Source organism: Hydrogenispora ethanolica (genome assembly GCF_004340685.1).
GTDB classification, from domain to species: domain Bacteria; phylum Bacillota; class UBA4882; order UBA8346; family UBA8346; genus Hydrogenispora; species Hydrogenispora ethanolica.
In genome coordinates this window covers 38,083-55,514 of record NZ_SLUN01000020.1, presented here as the reverse complement: position 1 = coordinate 55,514, position 17,432 = coordinate 38,083, and the positions used below count along the sequence as shown (strand labels likewise).

Here is a 17,432-nt window from a genome sequence, read left to right as displayed (position 1 = left end):
CAGAAGCCGGTTTGATTCATACAGTAATCATCGGGGGTATGGGATGATGGCATGGCAATGGCTGAAGGCGACGGAACTCCCCTTGGGAAAAAGAATTTTGCGTATAGCCGACCAGGGGAATGATGTCCGGATACTCCAAGAAATGCTGAAGCAGACCGGATTTTACTTTGGAAACAGCGATGGAGTGTTCGGCGTGCTGACCGAAGAGGCGGTGGTGTTGTTCCAAAAGACCTTCCATTTGCGGGTCGACGGGCGGGTGGGGCGCGAGGTCGTCAAAGCGCTGACGGAGTCGACCAAACGGGTCGGCCGCCTCATTTATACTGTGAAAAATGGGGAGAATCTGAGTACCATCTCGCAAAAATTCGGGGTGCGCAACAGCGCTTGGGAGAGCATCGCCGGCCAGGGAAGGCCCGAACACCGGATTTACCCCGGAATGAAGCTAATCCTGAATGAGAAGGCAGTTTTCCTCTGGGAACCGGGTGGGGTTCCTAGGGACGCTGTTTCGGACGTAGCGGCCACCGGGATGATCCGGGCCGATCTCCATTTTGCTACCGACTTGGAATTAGCGTTTCCGGAGAATTGGGACCCACAGCTTTATCACTTGGTGGAAGCGGATACGGACAGCTGGAGCCTGCTGTTGGCTTCGCCCAAACAATGGCGGCGCTGGTGCGCACCGCTCCAGTTACGTGCCGGACTGAAATGGGGTCTCGATCTCCGGTCGGCGCCCATGGATGCAATCTTTCAATGGGTGGAATTCGTAAAGTATCTTCGGATCCATGCCAGACCCATTGATTTGGCAGTTTTGCCACTGAGGATGCCAAGCGGGAGCACCGTTTATGACCAGTTACTATGGCTGAATCTGCCCCTGCTGGCCAAAAACAGCAAATGGATCATCTGGGAGCCAGTCTTGAATCAGGACTCGCCACAGCTTTTTTATGAAACCGCAGCCCAAACTCGGAAGGCCATGAAGAGCCTCTTACAATTGGGCCTGGCGGGACGGTCGCTATGGCTCGGAGAAGTTTGTGCCTGGGATTGGAATCTGGATCAGTCTACCGTGACGAAGATCGCTTACCGGGAAGCGCGCATGATCAGGGCGATGAATCACCGGGCCAGTCAATCGTGGTCCGATGTTGGCTTTACCCGGGTGAATTATCAGCGCCGCCGCGAACCCCACTGTCTGATTTACCGCGATGAAACGGATTGGGCTAGTTTTTTGAAGCTGGTCTTGCAATACCAGCTTTTCGGAGTCGTGCTCCGTAACTTTGCCCAATTGGGTCAGGTCGGAGAAGAACGAATCGCCGCCACCTTCGCGGTCTTACCTTCCGCCAAGCTATCATGAGTGCTCGCGTTCACCCTGCTCCAGTTTTTGGCCGGAAATCAACCACTGTTCGCCAAGGCATAGATAATAGCATTTTGATAAAGCGTAAATGGCTTTGTTCGCGAAAAGCGCGGTGAGGCGTTCGCGCTTTTCACTCCAAACCCGTTAACGCTTTGACAAAATGCTGTAGTGGTTTTTCGATCTGAGCTGCCGGATCATTATCGGCGGCTCTAGAAGCATTGTGATAAATCCCGTCTGAATGCCAGGGTGAACACAAAAGCTCAGAGAAGCAAGTGATCAAGGCGTTTTACCATCCTTTTGCGGATTTGAAGGAGACTTTATCACATGGCTTCTAGAAGTTCAAAAGAAGTGCAAAAAAGCAATAACATCTTTCCCTCGGAAAAGTATCGCCGCCTTTTTTGAACCATTTCATCAAAAAAGGCGGCGGATATTTTTTGTCCGGCGACCGCATATAAATAAGTTAGAAAATCATATCAATGATTGGGATCAATCCACAATCCCTTCCGACACGGAGGCACGGGAGGTGGTGAGTTTTGCCGGGCAAGACGGAGTTTCCGATGGTTTGCAATACCATATGAAAGGAGGAAGAAAATGAGTCTGAATTGTCAATACGATGTGTTGAGCTATCCCTTTTATCTTCGCGACCAGTCGCGACGGATCAGCCTGGAAACGGTTTTGCCGCTTCCTGAGAATGTGCCGCGCATTCAAGGAGTGGTCGGCGGTGATCTCCTAGCCGAACCGCCGCGCTTTGTGGTTGGAGAGGATCAGATCACGGTCTCGGGAAAGCTCCATCCATACCTGGTTTACATCGGCAAAACCGATGAGGAAATGTACCGGGGCGCCGGCGATGAAGAGCTGTCTGACGAGGAGCGTGGCAATCTGCGTGCTCCTCGGGAATTCGGCATTGGCTGGCGGGATGAAGAAGAACCGATTTTTGAGGAGACGATCCAGTTTCCGGGTTTGCGGCCGGAGATGATGGTGGATGTCGATACGGTGGCGGCCGGTTGCGTCTTTGAGAAAGAGGGGGAGGACCGGGTGGTCGCGCGCAGCCAGATTGAGATCCGGATTCATGTGGCCAGCCAGAAAAACGCGGGCATTCTTACCGGGGTGACCTGCGTTCCGGCGGACCGTTTTCAGGCCGGGAAGGAACAGTTACTGGTGGAAGAGATTGTCGGAATGCGGCGGGAGCGCCTCAATGTGCAGGCTCCGCTGTTACTGCCGAATCTAAAGCCGGGGCTTGCCAGGATCGTCCGGCATAGCGTCCGACCGACCGGTCTCGCCTGGGAGGTAAACCGGGGCAAGATTATGGTCAAGGGATTTTTGGATACTTCGCTAATCTATGTCGGCAGCGATGATGACGGGAGGCCGACCGAGATCTTTACGAACGAGTGGGCGCGCAACGCCGGCAATGGCTTGGCATTTGAGACAGCCCTCGATCTCGAGGGGGCCGAGGAAGGGATGACGGTCATCCCCCGGGTCCAAGTGGTCCGGGCGGAGCTCGAACGCTCCTCCCAGCGGGAACTGCGGGCCAATGTGCGACTTGAGGTAGAAGTCAAAGTCAGCCGGACCCTGACCCGGGAGATGGTGGTGGAGGTCACTTCGCCAGCCAACGAAGTGCTCGATTTCCAAAAATACTTGCTGGAGATGGAAGAGCCGCTTGGCGAATCCAGCGGCGAGGTCGACCTGGATCTGATGGTGAACTTGCCCTTCGGCCAGCCGGGAATGGACCGGTTGCTGGGATGGCGGGGTTCGCCGGGTGCTGTGACGGTTGAAGCCGGCGAAGGTAAGGTCATGCTGGAGGGCATGTTGAATCTGCAACTTTTCTACGTCGCCGAGACCGCGGATGAGACGCGACTGGTGATGGCGGAATGGGGCTCCGCTAGCGGGAACGAGCTGCCGCTCGCCGGGATGATAGACTTTGCGGGGCTGAAACCCGGCGCCCTGCTCCGCTCTTACCTGTCCCTGGAAAATTTGAATCTCGAGATGACCAGCGAACGGACGCTCCGCCTTACCGGGGCGCTTCGGGTCAGGGCTCTCGGCAGGACTCCGCGGGCCATCATGGTGCTGCGGGATTGCGCGTTGGTGCCTCCGGTGGATCCGGCAACCCGGCCGAGCATGCTCTTTTACGTAGTCCAGCCGGGTGATACGCTCTGGAAGATCGCCCGCCGTTACCAGACCACCGTGGAGGCGCTCTCCCGGAGCAACCAGGTGATGAATCCGGAAAGCCTGGAATCCGGACAGAAACTCCTCATTCCCAAGCATCCGATGGCGGCCGCCCAGTAAGCGTGCCGAAACGCCCGAATTGTAATGGTTGGCAAAAATAGCGCCTTTGGCGCTATTTTTGCCGTTCCAGCTCGTTCAGAAGCCATGTGATAAAGTCTCTTTCAAATGAATCCGTTTGCCAAAGAATTTTAAACGACTTTATCCCTTGCTTCTCTGAGCTTTTGTGTTCACCCCGACCTTCGTCGGGTTTATCACAACGCTTTTAGAAAGCGGATGATCGCCGCGGCGGTGGGCGGACAACCGGGCAGATGGGTCTGGAGTGACCGGGTGCAGGAGCCGATGCCCGGTCCGGGTCCGGAGACCCCGCGAAAGCCTTGGCCGATCCGGACGGGTCCGGGTAGTTTCCGTAGAACACCTCGTTCTTTCAGCCGGTAGAGGGCGTGGATCAGACTTCCGTAGCAGGCTGAGCAAGCTTGGCGTTCCTCGATCCATTGCGCCAGATTTCGGGCTTGGCCGGTGAGACGGAACGGTTTTGATGGCTTTTCGTCCGGATTGATCTCGATGACGGCCGCCCGGCCGAGTTCGGCGGAACCGACTCCGAGCCCTGCGGCGAACCCGATGTATGGAATATCGCCGGACTCCAACCCGATCAGGGTGGCGGCGTAAGCGTCCAGCAACACCGGGTCGGTCCCGGCGATGATCCGGTCCATTGGCACCGGATTGCCGCCCTCCTCAAAGCTGAGATCGCCGGACAGGGCGTCAACAATCGTCAGACCGGGCCTGAGTACCGAGGACAATGCGGCGATGGGACGGTGCAGCCCCAGGTTGTGATAACGCCGCTTCTCCGCGTCGGGGATGCAGCCTTTCAGGTTTTTCAGCGCGCAGGTCAGTTCGGTCTGACAATGGGCTTTCAGGACCGGCAGATTGATCAGATAATCGCTCTCCAAGGCCGGCCGGCAGACCGCCAGATCAAGCTCGCCGCCGCGCCGCCGGACCGTCGGGGCTTGCTTGAGGTCGATCAAGGGGACCCGGTATTTCCGGGCCAACTCTGTATAGCCGCAGATCTGAAAGGCGTGCTCGGTCGTTTCACCCAGCCATGAACCTTCCATAATTGAAATCTCTTTGAAACCGTGGGCTTGCAGGTAGACGATGATCGCCTCGGCGATGGCCGGGTGGGTGGTGGCTCCGGAATCGGCCGGCTTGGCCACCACCAGATTGGGCTTCAGAGCGATCCGCGCGCCGGCGGGAATGAGGTCGGCCAGGGCGATTCGCTCCAGCAGCCGTTCGGTCATGGAATAGGGGTCGGTCCCATAGATAACTGTGATTTGTTCGGGTTTCATGATAGCCTCCGGATATATGACAGCGCTGTTTTAACGATCTCGGATAAAGAATAATTCAGTTCGGCAACGAAATTTCCTTTCTCCTGCCCCAAATCGGAGAAGAATTTCCGGGCGCATGCCGATTGGGTGGATCCGATTGATTTCAAAGAGTTTCTGGTGATCATCCCTGAGCCGGAGGTGGCGGTGATGATCGAGGCCAAAATGAAAGATCTGGCAGTTTTCAAGCTGCGGAAAGCGTTGGACTGTGACTGTTGGAGTCAATCCGGCGGCCGGGAGCCCATTTTGAGGCTTGTTTTATCTTGCCGGAATATTCCAGCGGGGTTTCAGAATATCTAATAATGAAGAAATGGTCCAAGTCGGGTAAAGGGGATGTGGAAATGTTGGCGATCGAAAACATCATTCAGTATTTGAAAGAGACGGTTTTTAGCGGCGACAAGCACTCGGCAACGGTTTCGCCGCCGGCCAACCCCGAGGTGCAGCGGGCCTTGGAAAACTACCAGGCGGCGGTGAATCGTTATAATTTTTCCGATCTATCCGATCCAAACATGGAGAATCTTTGTTTCCTGGAGCGGCAATTGGCCTACGCCGCCCTGCAAGTGGCGCTGGCCAAGGCCAGGCTGCTGGCGGGGAGTGATCCGGCCTTGGACTATAGTTGTTTCGCCGAGCTGAGTCGCAGGATGGTAGGATAGTTCCATTGCCCTTAGCGAAATTTACGCGAGACCTCGGAGAGGCCTCGTTTTTTATTCCTTTGGAGCGGATTTTCTGCGGATGCTCTATCCGAGAAAGCGCGGGATCCGTGAACGACCGGGGCACGGGATGATGATCTTAGGCAGGTTGGAATAAGCCGGAACAGAGCAGAAATTTTTGGATTCTTGAAGGGAATCAAGGAATGGCGGTGAAGATTATGACATTTCATGGAGCGGGAAGTTAAGTTAGGGAATAAGTTTACCAATCCAACCCGATGGCGACGTGCGGGATAATAAAAAAAAGAAAAGGTGGCATTTTCATGGTATTGAGATTGAGGCCCCATCATATTTTGGATATTGTCAGAAATATCGGGCACGATCGCCCCAATCTGCCCCACCCGTATGGGCACGGCGTGCATCTCATCACAGAGATGATGCTGGCCGATTGTTCGCGCCAGGTCGAACTGGTGGTCGAATCGGATGATATCTGCCAGCCCTGTGTGCATCTTGCTTCCGATGGACGGTGCGATGATGTCCTCCCTCAATGTGAAGCGGTGGTTGCCAAGCAAGATTATAACGACCGGCTGGACTCCGGTCTGTTGGAGTATTTACAGCTACGGCGCGGCGCGGTTATGAGCATCCGCGAGTATCTGATCATCGTTAAGCGGAACCTCGATGGCGTCACCAAGCGATGTACCCATCCGAAAGAAGACGAAGCCTACCGGCTCGCCGGACTCCGGCAAGGGCTTGAGAAGCTCGGGATTGAATGAAAAAACACGATCCGCCGGAAAAAGAAAACCGTGAAGTTCACTTTTGCGCTTCACGGTTTCTCCGGTTCTCCTTTTCGGCGTTCCGCACCAGCAAGAATGCCAGCAGTTCGAAGTTGTTCATCCTTTTTCACCCCACTTTCGATATCCTTATGATAACTCCCGGAGATTTCCGGCCGGTGACGCCGGGGTAACAGTCTGGTGAAATGGCTTCTCAGGCCATCCCCGCTTCAAAATGACGGGCGAATCGCGATACCGTGGTTGAGGTCGGCGAAGGATAGTTTCCGAATTCTACCCATAAATGTTTCAGCACTGCAATCATTGCTTGATGGAATGAATTCCAAATATTTCATTTGTTGTTGACTTGTGGGATTTTGAGACCGTATAATTGAATCAACTGACTGACCGGTCAGTTTTGAAATATCCGTTGCAATCATCCGAAAGCATTTTATATCTGGTGAATGGCTTCGCGACAGCCGGTCATTTGTTGAACAATTGAGGTACTGCCATGGAAAAGTCGAACGTCGCCAAACATTCGGGAATTCTGAAAGCCGCTCTGACACTTTTTTCGGAAAAAGGCTTTGACCGCACCACGGTGGATGAGATCGCCTCAAGAGCTGGAGTGGGTAAGGGAACGATCTATCTTTATTTCGAAACCAAGGAGAATATTTTATGGACGGCGATCGAAGAAGGATTATCCCGGCTGGGCCAGGCCTTTGAGCAAATTGCCCAGGAAAAGCTCTATGCCCAACAGCTTAAGCAAATGATTTGGGCCCACTTTTATTTCGTCCAAAACAATCAGGAATTATTTGAGATTCTCTATAAAGAGCAGCTTCGTTTTCCAAAGAAAGAAGGTATCGAGGACCGTCTGCTCCAAATCCACCTGAAGATTCACCGACAATTTACTCAGCTGATCCAAGACGGCATGAGACAAAATTATCTGCGGCCCGGGGACCCTACGTATTTCAGCGCGGCCCTGGCCGGCATCCTGTCCCACTTGGCTTTTCACTGGCTGTTCAATGGGAAAACCGAAACTCTCGCCACAATGGTTGATACCGCGTTGTCGCTCTTTTTGGCCGGGGCCGAAAATAAGCGTTCTTAGATTATCCGGGACAAAGAACCGGTTTTCGTTTACCGGCCGCGCCGGCCGGTCCGAACGGTTCTCCGGCCAGCCATAAACACCAATCGAAATGGAGGGATTGCTGTGATGAAAAAAACGCTGCTCATTTTGGGCCTGGCCTGGATTATGCTCATGGGCGTAACCGGTTGCGGCCGCAAAGAACCTGCCGCCACCCAAAAAGATGAGGCTATCCCCGTGCAAGTCGTCACCGTGGAGCAAGGGGGAATTCAAGAAGTCTTCACCACAGTCGGCACGGTGGAGGCGGACGGCAAGGCCGTTATCTCTTCGAAACTTTCCGGCCGGATCGCTCAAGTCGCCGTGGAATTAGGCGATCCGGTGAAAAAAGGCCAGGTTTTGGCCACGTTGGAAAAAACCGATTTCACCAATGAACGGGCTCAGGCCAAAGCCTCTTTGCTGCAAGCCGAGGCCTCTCTGGCGGAGAATCAGGCGAACTTTAACCGGATGCAAAAATTATGGCAGGAAGAAGCCATTTCGCAACAAGAGTATGAGAGAGCCAAAACCCAGTTCGCGATCGCTCAAACCAGCGTCCAACAATCCCGGGCCGGAGTGGCGCTCCGTGAAGAGCAGCTGCAAAACACCGATATTCTGGCGCCCATCGCCGGTTCCATCGGCAGTCGTCAGGTGAATCCGGGGGAGATGGTCAGTCCCGGGGTCAAGCTGATGGAAGTGGTCGATCTCTCCAAAGTCTATATCACCGTCCAGTTAAGCGATAGCTATATTGCCCAGACCAAACGGGGGCAAAAGGCCCAAGTCAGCCTGGCCTCCCTTCCGGAAACAGTTTACGCCGGTACGGTGGAGCAGATCTCGCCCAGCGCCGACGCGGCTCAAAAGACCTTCCCCGTCCGAATCCGGTTGGAAAATTCCGGCGGCATCTTCAGAGAGGGCATGCTGGCCGAGGTCAAGCTCAATTTCAACCAGCGCCAGGATGCGCTGATGGTGCCGATGGAAGCGATCATCGACGAAGTCGGAACCAAAGCGGTCTTTGTCATCCGGGGCAGGCAAGCGGAGCGAAAAATTGTCGAACCGGGCATTTCCGACGGAAAAAGGGTGGAGATCGTCTCCGGTTTGGCTCCCGGCGACCGGGTGGTGGTGCTCGGCCAGAACAATCTGGAAGACGGATCGAAAGTAGTGGTGAAGTAAATGCAGAAACTGATCGAACTCTGCGTCCGCCGCCCAGTGGGCGTGCTGATCTTCGTCTTGTTTGCCGTGACCATCGGAGCGGTGTCCTTATCCCTCGTCAAAATGGATCTCTATCCGGATATCGACTTTCCCGCCATCATGGTGATGACCACTTACGAAGGCGTGGGGCCGGAAGAGATCGAAAACTCGATCACCCGGCCCTTGGAAGAAGCGATTAGCGCGGTTCCCAATGTCAAAAAGGTCACCTCCACCTCATCCCAGGGAAACTCGGTGATTACGGCGGAGTGCAATTACGGAACGGATATGGATTTTACCAATCTGAAGATGCGGGAACGGATCGACCTGGTCAAACGCTATCTCCCGGAAGACGCCGAAGATCCGCTGATCTTTAAGATGGATCCGGCGATGATCCCCATTGTTTTCTGGGGAATGTCCAGCCCCAAGGGGCTGGCGGAGGCCACCCGCTTGGCGGAAGACAAGATCAAGCCGCGTTTGGAGCGAGTCCCCGGCGTCGCTTCGGTCTCGCTCAGCGGCGGCCTGACCCGGGAGATTCAAATCCTTTTATCAGCCAATAAACTGGCTTTTTACAAGATCGATCCCACCTATGTCAAGCAAGCCATTGCCCAGGAGAATCTGAACCTGCCCGGCGGGGTGGTCCGGGAGGGCCGAAACGAGCTGACAGTCCGGACGCTGGGTGAATTTAAAACCGTCGCGGAATTGCAGAATATCAAGCTCACCTTGCCCAGCGGCGCCCAGGTTCCGCTGCAAGAGTTGGCCGAGGTCAAGGACGCCTATCACGAACGGAAGCAACTCTCCCGAATCAACGGCGACGAGAGCCTGATGATCATTCTGATGAAAGAGAGCGATGCCAACACCGTGCTGGTCACCAGGGAGGTCCGGAAGGCCCTGTCTGAACTGCAAGGCCAGCTTGGAAAGCAAGTCTCCATTCATAAAGTTTTTGAACAGGCGGAATTCATCGAAAGTTCACTGAAGAATGTAGCCCAGAACGCAATCATGGGCGGCCTCTTGGCCGTGATCATCCTCTTTTTCTTTTTACGTAGTTTCCGGAGCACTTTGGTGATTTCGGCGGCCATTCCCATCTCGATCATTATCACCTTCGCCATGATTTATTTCTCCAAGCTCACCCTGAACCTGGTGTCCATGGGGGGATTGGCCCTGGGCGTGGGAATGCTGGTGGATAACGCCATCGTGGTTTTGGAAAGCATCCATCGCTACCGGGAAGAAGGCCACAATGCGCTGGAATCGGCCATCAAGGGCACCTCGGAGGTGGGATTGGCGATTACCGCCTCCACCTTGACGACGATCATCGTCTTTGCGCCAGTCTTGTTCGTCGAGGATATTTCGGCCCAGATCTTCCGCGAGATGGCCTATGTGGTGTCCTTTTCATTGACCGCGTCCCTGGTGGTGGCGTTGACGGTCATTCCCACCTTGTCGGCGAAAGTGATGAATTTCATCCGGACCCCGAAGGCGGCTTCCGCTAAACTCGCGGAGGAAGGGGAGCTCCGGCTGGGCAAGGTGGAATGGATCTACCGGACCATGCTCCATTGGGCGGTTCAACACCGCGGCAAAACGGTTTTGCTGGCGCTGCTCTGCTTCATCCTGGGCATCGTTCCCTTCTTTTTGGGCATCAAGACCGAATTCATGCCGTCCATCGGCCAAAAAGAGTTTTCGGTGGAGTTCGAGCTGCCGCTGGGAACCAATCTCACGGTCACCGACGGAATGGCCCGCAAGATTGAAACGTCGTTGCGCAAGATGGCCGACGTGGAGATGGTCTATTCCATCATCGGCTCCTCGGGTTTCGGCTTTGGCGGCAGCAGCGAAGAGAGCGAGAAGGGAACCGTTTACGTGACGATGCGCAAGGACACCAAGACCCCCATGGAAGAACTGCTGGATCAAGCCAGGCAAAGGGTGAAGGGACTGCCCGGCGTGAAACTGAAAGTTCAGGAATCGGATAACGGCCCGAGCGGCGGCGGCGCGCCGTTGGTGGTCAATATCGAAGGGCCCGAGCTGGCGGTCCTGGAGCGTCTGTCCGAATCCATCCGGCAGATTGTCGCGAAGATCCCGGGAACCCGGGACGTGGATACCAACTGGCAGACCGGCCGCCCGGAACTCCGGATCACCATCAACCGGGAGCGGGCCAATGCCTACGGGCTGAGCGCCGCGGCGATCGGCAACGCCATACAAACCGCGTTTAGCGGGTCGGTGGCCAGTCAAATCCGGCTGGCCGGCGAGGAATACGATATTTTCCTGCAGTTTCAACCCCATGATCGCCAAGTCCTGGCCGACCTGGAAAAACTCCATCTGCGCTCCGGCACCGGCGCGGCGGTTCCGCTAAAAGAAGTGGTGAACCTGATCCCCGCCAAAGGGCCGACCCAGATCACCCGGGAGAACCAAACCCGTCAGGTCCAGGTCAGCGCGAAGTTTGTCGGGAGAGACCTGGGTAAAATGGCCAACCTCATTGAGCAAAGGATCCGGAGCGAAGTGATCTTCCCCAACAATTACAGTTTTTCCATGGGGGGACAGGTCAAAGACATGCAGGATTCCAATAGCGCCTTGCTCATCGCGTTTGTCCTGGCGGTGCTCTTTGTCTATATGGTCATTGCCGTTCAATACGAAAATCTCATTCATCCGTTGGCGATTATGGGAACCTTGCCGTTATCCCTGTTCGGCGTCTCCTGGAGCCTCTTCCTCACCGGCCAGAGTCTGAATGTGACCTCGATGATCGGCGTCATCATGCTGGCCGGTATTGTGGTCAATAACGCCATTGTGCTGGTGGACTATATTGAAACCCTGCGCAGCCGCGGGCTCTCCCGCCGGGAAGCGATCCTCAAAGCCGGACCCACCCGGCTGCGGCCGGTTTTGATGACCGCCCTCACCACCATCCTGGGTTTGGTGCCGTTGGCCGTGGGCCAAGGGGACGGCGGCATGCTCAATGCCTCCCTGGCGGTGGTGGTCATCGGCGGCTTGTCATTTTGTACCCTCCTGACATTGGTGGCGATTCCCGTCATCTACAGTCTGTTGGATGACTTGGCCGCCTGGACCCGCAGGGCAGTCTTTCGCCGGACCGGCGCGGCGGAATACCACCGCTAACCGCTATCGTAAAGAAGCCCCCGCTGCCGGGGGCTTCTTCGTTTATGCGATAAAAAATTTGAGATTCAACCGAAGATCGATCTTCAGTCATTCCAGATCGATCGTTTGTGACTCAAGATCGATCTTCGGTCATTCCGGATCGATCGTTTGTGACTCAAGATCGATCTTCGGTCATTCCGGATCGATCTTTTGTGACTCAAGATCGATCTTCAGTCATTCCGGATCGATCGTTTGTGACTCAAGATCGATCTTCAGCCGTTCCGGATCGATCTTTTGTAGCGGAAGATCGATCTCCGGCAGCCCGAGGACGGTCGATCTCAGATGGTAATGCCTATGCTCCGGAAAGATTCATTTCTTGTAAATGACCCAATGTTATAAATTTTGATATAATGGAGTCAGCGGCTGAAGCCCGGGCGGCGAAGGTCCTCCGGGGACAAGATGCTGCCTTAGAAATTGCATTCAACCGAATATATCGTGAGCAACGCATCCGCGCTGGAATCTGTAGCGCGAGGCCAAACCGAACGAGGGGAATCTTTCAATATCTATCCTAAGGAGGAATTTGCGATGTCCATCAAAGGAAAAACCGTATTCATCTCCGGAGCCAGCAGCGGCATTGGCGAGGCTTGCGCCCGGGCGTTCGCGGCCAACGGCGCCCGCCTGATCCTCGCCGCCCGCAATCTTGAGCAATTGCAGCGGTTGGCCGAGGAATTGCAGCAGCGTTACACGACCGAGACCTTGCTCCGCGCTTTGGATGTGCGGGACCGGGCCGCGGTGGAGCGGACTGTGAGCGATCTGCCCGAAGCATGGCGACGGATCGACATCCTGATCAACAATGCCGGCCTGGCACTGGGGTTGGAAAAGCTCTATCAAGGCGCGATCGAGGATTGGGAGACGATGATCGATACCAATGTCAAAGGCCTGCTCTATCTGACCCGGTTGATCGTGCCGCTGATGGTCGAGAACCATCTGGACGGCCACGTTATCAATATCGGTTCCATCGCCGGAGTTCAGGCCTATCCCAACGGCGCGGTCTATTGCGCCACCAAGGCGGCGGTGAAATTCATCAGCGACGGCTTGCGGATGGACGTGGCCGACCAGCCGATCCGGGTCACCAACATCCAGCCCGGACTGGTGGAGACCAACTTCAGCGTGGTTCGGTTCAAAGGGGACGAGGAGCGGGCCGGCGGCGTCTATCAGGGGATTAAGCCGTTGAAAGGCGAGGATATCGCGGATATCGCCCTCTATTGCGCGATGGCGCCGGCTCACGTCCAGATCTGCGAAGTGACGGTGACCGCGACCCATCAGGCCAGCGCGACGGTAGTCCATCGCGAGAAGTCCCGCGGTTAAAGGAAAGCTCCGGGGCAGGACCCGGCCTTGGCATGGGCGAGTGGCCTTATTCCGGGGAAATATGCTTCCGTCTCAGCTTCTCGTCCCCGCACGGCCCATATGATATAACAAAATCATTGGGAAGAAGGGATAAGAATGGCAGTACTGGCGGAAACGACCGCTCAAGTTTTAGTCAGCGATACGGTTACCCTTCCCGTGGCGGCTGAGAAGATCAGTGAGATCGTGGCCAGCGTCCGCGATACCCAGTGTTTTGTGATTGAGAATAAAGTAATTTTCCTGGGTACATTGCATAAACAGATCTTCTTTGTCGATCAGGATGGCTTCGTCCGTCACGTGGGCGTCGATATTCCATTCAGCGGTTTCGCCGATACACCGGGAGTCCCGGCCGGATCCAGCTGCCAACTCACGCCGGCGGTCGTATTCCTCAACTTTAGCCTGGTTTCCCCGACCGAGCTTCAAGAGAACGTGGTCATCGATATAAATATCGTGGTAACCGACGATGATCCGTCCGGCAATACCGTTACGTTTTCGAATACCTTGCCTGTGCAGCCGCTGCGGTTCGGAGCGCAGGGCACGGTCCGGGTGAGCGAAGCGGGTTTCCATATGTCATAACTTGGCGCGGTTGCCGAATGGTAGCATTTTGATAAAGCGTAAACGGCTTTGTTCGCAAAAAGCGCGGTGAGGCGTTCGCGCTTTTCACTTCAAACCCGTCAACGCTTGGGCAAAATGCTGTAGCAACGGTTCAAAACGAGAGATACCGGTGGAGTTCACCGGTATCTCCCGTTTTCCGGAGTTTTGCGGCGGGAGCGGATTGCATGGGCCAAGCAGGCCGCTTCTTGACATTATTTCCAAATATTTATGCTGCTAAAATGGGATATTTACTGGCGCTGGCGACGTTAATTATGTTATAATCGGTGCTGACGATGGAGGTACGTTATGTTAACTTTTTTGCGTCGGGACACCTTCATAAAAGATATCCTCGTAATGTTGCTCATCGGCACCTTGGCTTCGGCGTTGTTTGCGGGCGGTTTTGCGATGGTGACGGATCAGTATTTCGCCAAGACGGTCGCCGGGATCATGGGCGACTCGGGCGAATATGATCTCCTCTTTCAAGTGCGCGAAGAGCTAAAAGGCTCCTTGCGTCGCCAGCTCCAGCAGGTGGCCAATGATAAATTTCCCGGCGCTACCCTGAAAGCAGGGATCAGTGTCGCGGGCAAAGCTACCTTTTTTCTGACGCTGCCATCGGAGTACCGGAACCGGGAAGTCTTTAACAACCTGGGCTCCGTGTTCGCCGATCTGCCGGGGGACGCCGGTTTTTCGATCATGACCGAACCGCGGATTAACATCTCCAATGTGCCGCGGGGTGTCTTTGACATGGTATCGCGGCAGGTAGGCCAGATTCCGGGAGTCCGTTTCACTTACAAGGACGGGAGCAGCATCGGTGTAATTCTTAAGAACACACAGCTCCATGAGACGGTTGCTAAACAGATCAAAAAGCTGTTGGCGCGCTACCAGATCATCGAGGTGCGCCTGGATTCCAACCATTCCCAGGAAGAGTTATTGACCCTCGGTAAGAAGGCGTCCCAGGCTATCGTGGGAATCAAAGACCTGGATCTGGCCAAGGATGTCAGCACCGACGGCGGCGGCGACAACCAATACCTGGTGAACACCATGTCAGAGATAAAGAACTTCATGACGGCCTATGCCGCCGAGGTTCTCATTAAGCCCAACCCCGGACAGGACCTGGCTGTCGGCGATCTGCTGGCGCTGAACGGACAGAACGCTAAGGATATTCAGCCCGGCAAGCTGCTAGAGCCACTGGAAGTGGTGGTCAAGATCACCGCCATCGACACCGCCGGAATTCACGGCATGATCATTCAAGGCGATTCGTCGTTATTGCGGGATCGGACCGCATACCGGGTATCGGCCGGGGATAAGATCGGCCAAGCCGTTGGAACAGTGGAGGTCTCCAGCAGGAAAGCCCAGCTCGTTTACGCGATGGATCAGGGGATCCAGCTGTTGACCAATGTGAATTCGGCGATCGCCGATTATAACAATAACAGCAGCAGCGGCGCAGGGTTGACTGTCAGCGGCGTCGAAAAGGTTTACCATCAGCTCACCCAGGTGCAGTCGGCGTTGAACGGGATGGCGGCGGGGATCACCGGCCTGAGCGGCAAAGCCAATCAGTCCGGCTTGAACCGGACCGTCCGCTTGATCAGCAGCGTCGGCGATGATCTGGATTTCTTGGCCCGTAATTTTGCCCGGGTTCAAGTCGTGGAAAACCGTTTCAGCACGGCATTGAACGGCTTGCAGGGCGCTCGCTTGCTGATGGGCAGCCCGTTGCTCCAGAATTCGCTCGGCGGAGACGGGGGCATCGGCGAGAAGATGGAGCTTTTGAATTCGCAATTGCGCACGGTCGAAAGAGCGATCCGCGACCGCATCGGCGCGCTGGATGATTTTATCAACCGTTTCAACCCGGTGATGTCGGTCCTGCTTTCCTGGCGCAACAAGGCCAAGGATCTAGCGCAGCAGATCGACAATGTGGGAACCGTCTTCACGCCGGGCAGCGCAAACCAGCAGAAATTGCAGGAGCTGCTCGGGTCCACCAACGAAGTGCTGTCGAAGATCACCGGGGTCAATCCGGCCGACCTGAAGGCGGGACTGAATGCCGTGAGCGATCACGTATTCGGCTCGGACAAGATCGACCTCGGCGCCTTAATCGCGGAGATGCAACGCTTGAGGGATTCGCTGCCGAAGATGATGGATGAGGAGATCGGCCGCACAGTGACGTTGATCGACAAGTATATCGGCGGTCAGACGGCCACCGGCAGCCGGCTGCAGATCTTCACGAAAACCGGCATCGACCGGCAGTTGGTTGACGCCGCGATCCGGGACGCCTTGGGCAATAATCAAGTGAATATCTTCTCCTTGCCGTCGGGTACCATTCAATTCGACATCCGGAGCGAGCTTTTTAAGATTTTGGCGGAGGTCCGCTCGACCATTGCGGCATTGGTGGTCCTGATTCTGTGGGTCCTGTCGTTCATTCTGGATCAATCGCTGGTGGTTTCGATGTTACGAATGATGGGTTACTCGTTCTTCGCCAAAAAGAAGCTCAAGCCGGACAATGTCTGGCTCGACCGCGGCTACCGGCTGCTGCAGTGGCTGGTCAATCCGGCCAACCTCTATGCCGGAGCCATGGGTTGCGTTTGGCTGGTAGCGACCTTCGCGATGTCGGGGGCCAGGATCCCTTATGTCAATCTGTTCTATGTCGGAATCGGCGGCGTTGTACTGGGAATTCTCATTTCGTCGCTGGCGGAAAAGATCAATCCTGTCAGCAAGGACGAGGTGATGGCCGGGCTCTCATTGGGATTACCATTCAAGACCATCATGCGGGAGATCGTGATTCCGGCCGGACGCCCCGGATTGTTGCAGGTCTTGAACCGCTGGAAGATGATTATGAAATAATGACCGTTACCGAGCGTTGAATCATATACTTGAGTGAGGAATCCACCAAGGCCCGAAGTCCCGTCCGTGCCGGGCTTCCCGGCGCGGACGGACCGGGGAATTCTCTAAATAGGCTGGTGCTAAAGCATGTTGGAAGTCTCTGATCTAATGAAAAATTACGGCCGGAAGCAAGCCCTCGACGGAGTCGATCTCCGCGTTGAAAAAGGCGAGACGGTCGTCATCATGGGACCGAGCGGTTGCGGCAAGTCAACGCTGATCCGCTGCATCAACCGGCTGACCGAACCGGATTCCGGAGCGATCCGCTTGGCGGGCCAGCCGATCACCGATCTCAATCTCCATGAGTTGCTAGCGGTCCGGCGGAAGATCGGATTTGTCTTTCAACACTTCAACTTGATCCGTCGCTTGACGGCTCTTGATAATGTGGCGATGCCGCTCCGTCTGCAAGGAGTGAGCGTCGAGGAAGCCAATCGCCGGGCGGAGTGCGCCCTGGGCAAGGTCGGGCTCGGTACAAAATTGCAGGACCGACCGGATGAGCTCAGCGGCGGGGAGCAGCAACGGGTGGGCATCGCCCGGGCGTTGGCGCTGGAGCCGGAGATCATGTTATGGGACGAACCCACGGCCTCGCTCGACCCGATTCTGATCGGCGAGGTTTTGGAGGTCATGGAGGAACTGGTCCAAGAGGGCAACACCACGATGCTGATTGTAACGCACGAGCTGTCGTTTGCCCGGCGGGCCGCCGACCGCATCGTCTTTATGGATAAAGGCCGGGTCGTGGAAGAGGGACCGCCGCAGCAAGTTTTCGAACATCCGACTTCGGAGATTGGCAAGAAGTATCATCAGCTGTTGCGGCATTGATTTTACTTGACAGGGTTC

General features: G+C 55.5%; 13 protein-coding genes. 12 read left to right on the top strand and 1 reads right to left on the bottom strand.

Translation table 11 applies throughout. The annotated features are described in order from the left end of the window. The first annotated feature begins 43 nt into the window (after nucleotides 1-43). Nucleotides 44-1,339: a peptidoglycan-binding protein gene (locus EDC14_RS15810; RefSeq protein ID WP_243662952.1), complete on the top strand. Its 1,296-nt coding sequence runs from the start codon at nucleotides 44-46 to the stop codon at nucleotides 1,337-1,339. Between the two features lie 591 nt (nucleotides 1,340-1,930). Then, nucleotides 1,931-3,622 (top strand): DUF3794 and LysM peptidoglycan-binding domain-containing protein, encoded by a 1,692-nt coding sequence (locus tag EDC14_RS15805; protein ID WP_132015282.1) that lies wholly within the window; start codon nucleotides 1,931-1,933, stop codon nucleotides 3,620-3,622. Nucleotides 3,623-3,813: 191 nt separating this feature from the next. On the opposite strand, the gene EDC14_RS15800 is transcribed toward EDC14_RS15805, so the two are convergent. Then, a complete protein-coding gene (locus EDC14_RS15800) occupies nucleotides 3,814-4,902 on the bottom strand; it encodes a DUF362 domain-containing protein (RefSeq protein WP_132015281.1) in 1,089 nt (362 codons plus the stop codon). Nucleotides 4,903-5,028: 126 nt separating this feature from the next. On the opposite strand from EDC14_RS15800, the gene EDC14_RS15795 reads away from it, so the two are divergent. The 10 genes from EDC14_RS15795 to EDC14_RS15750 all read left to right on the top strand — a co-directional run bounded on the left by EDC14_RS15795 (nucleotide 5,029) and on the right by EDC14_RS15750 (nucleotide 17,414). Then, nucleotides 5,029-5,238 carry a hypothetical protein gene (locus tag EDC14_RS15795; protein ID WP_132015280.1) on the top strand — a complete coding sequence of 70 codons (210 nt, stop codon included), beginning with the start codon at nucleotides 5,029-5,031 and terminating at the stop codon, nucleotides 5,236-5,238. A 41-nt stretch (nucleotides 5,239-5,279) separates the two neighbouring features. Beyond that, nucleotides 5,280-5,591: a hypothetical protein gene (locus tag EDC14_RS15790; RefSeq protein ID WP_132015279.1), complete on the top strand. Its 312-nt coding sequence runs from the start codon at nucleotides 5,280-5,282 to the stop codon at nucleotides 5,589-5,591. Nucleotides 5,592-5,908: 317 nt separating this feature from the next. After that, complete coding sequence (locus tag EDC14_RS15785) at nucleotides 5,909-6,358, top strand: DUF1284 domain-containing protein (protein WP_165908060.1); 450 nt, start codon at nucleotides 5,909-5,911, stop codon at nucleotides 6,356-6,358. A gap of 505 nt (nucleotides 6,359-6,863) precedes the next feature. Further along, complete coding sequence (locus EDC14_RS15780) at nucleotides 6,864-7,457, top strand: TetR/AcrR family transcriptional regulator (protein WP_132015277.1); 594 nt, start codon at nucleotides 6,864-6,866, stop codon at nucleotides 7,455-7,457. Nucleotides 7,458-7,562: 105 nt separating this feature from the next. Further along, complete coding sequence (locus EDC14_RS15775; protein ID WP_243662958.1) at nucleotides 7,563-8,636, top strand: efflux RND transporter periplasmic adaptor subunit; 1,074 nt, start codon at nucleotides 7,563-7,565, stop codon at nucleotides 8,634-8,636. Further along, complete coding sequence (locus EDC14_RS15770) at nucleotides 8,637-11,747, top strand: efflux RND transporter permease subunit (RefSeq protein ID WP_132015275.1); 3,111 nt, start codon at nucleotides 8,637-8,639, stop codon at nucleotides 11,745-11,747. It abuts the gene before it with no gap. A gap of 564 nt (nucleotides 11,748-12,311) precedes the next feature. Continuing rightward, complete coding sequence (locus EDC14_RS15765) at nucleotides 12,312-13,094, top strand: SDR family NAD(P)-dependent oxidoreductase (protein ID WP_132015274.1); 783 nt, start codon at nucleotides 12,312-12,314, stop codon at nucleotides 13,092-13,094. Between the two features lie 135 nt (nucleotides 13,095-13,229). Further along, nucleotides 13,230-13,706 carry a DUF3794 domain-containing protein gene (locus EDC14_RS15760; protein ID WP_132015273.1) on the top strand — a complete coding sequence of 159 codons (477 nt, stop codon included), beginning with the start codon at nucleotides 13,230-13,232 and terminating at the stop codon, nucleotides 13,704-13,706. A 324-nt stretch (nucleotides 13,707-14,030) separates the two neighbouring features. Beyond that, the gene (locus EDC14_RS15755; RefSeq protein WP_132015272.1) at nucleotides 14,031-16,559 is read left to right on the top strand and encodes a hypothetical protein; all 2,529 of its coding nucleotides are present in this window, start codon (nucleotides 14,031-14,033) and stop codon (nucleotides 16,557-16,559) included. A gap of 126 nt (nucleotides 16,560-16,685) precedes the next feature. Beyond that, nucleotides 16,686-17,414, top strand: a complete 729-nt coding sequence (locus EDC14_RS15750; RefSeq protein WP_132015271.1) for an amino acid ABC transporter ATP-binding protein — start codon at nucleotides 16,686-16,688, stop codon at nucleotides 17,412-17,414. Nucleotides 17,415-17,432: the final 18 nt, after the last annotated feature.

What these genes read in the sequence shown, in the direction of transcription:
- EDC14_RS15810 (WP_243662952.1), top strand. Translation starts at nt 44, where the DNA reads ATGATGGCATGGCAATGGCTGAAGGCGACGGAACTCCCCTTGGGAAAA.
- EDC14_RS15805 (WP_132015282.1), top strand. Translation starts at nt 1,931, where the DNA reads ATGAGTCTGAATTGTCAATACGATGTGTTGAGCTATCCCTTTTATCTT.
- EDC14_RS15800 (WP_132015281.1), bottom strand. Translation starts at nt 4,902, where the DNA reads ATGAAACCCGAACAAATCACAGTTATCTATGGGACCGACCCCTATTCC.
- EDC14_RS15790 (WP_132015279.1), top strand. Translation starts at nt 5,280, where the DNA reads ATGTTGGCGATCGAAAACATCATTCAGTATTTGAAAGAGACGGTTTTT.
- EDC14_RS15785 (WP_165908060.1), top strand. Translation starts at nt 5,909, where the DNA reads ATGGTATTGAGATTGAGGCCCCATCATATTTTGGATATTGTCAGAAAT.
- EDC14_RS15780 (WP_132015277.1), top strand. Translation starts at nt 6,864, where the DNA reads ATGGAAAAGTCGAACGTCGCCAAACATTCGGGAATTCTGAAAGCCGCT.
- EDC14_RS15775 (WP_243662958.1), top strand. Translation starts at nt 7,563, where the DNA reads ATGAAAAAAACGCTGCTCATTTTGGGCCTGGCCTGGATTATGCTCATG.
- EDC14_RS15770 (WP_132015275.1), top strand. Translation starts at nt 8,637, where the DNA reads ATGCAGAAACTGATCGAACTCTGCGTCCGCCGCCCAGTGGGCGTGCTG.
- EDC14_RS15765 (WP_132015274.1), top strand. Translation starts at nt 12,312, where the DNA reads ATGTCCATCAAAGGAAAAACCGTATTCATCTCCGGAGCCAGCAGCGGC.
- EDC14_RS15760 (WP_132015273.1), top strand. Translation starts at nt 13,230, where the DNA reads ATGGCAGTACTGGCGGAAACGACCGCTCAAGTTTTAGTCAGCGATACG.
- EDC14_RS15755 (WP_132015272.1), top strand. Translation starts at nt 14,031, where the DNA reads ATGTTAACTTTTTTGCGTCGGGACACCTTCATAAAAGATATCCTCGTA.
- EDC14_RS15750 (WP_132015271.1), top strand. Translation starts at nt 16,686, where the DNA reads ATGTTGGAAGTCTCTGATCTAATGAAAAATTACGGCCGGAAGCAAGCC.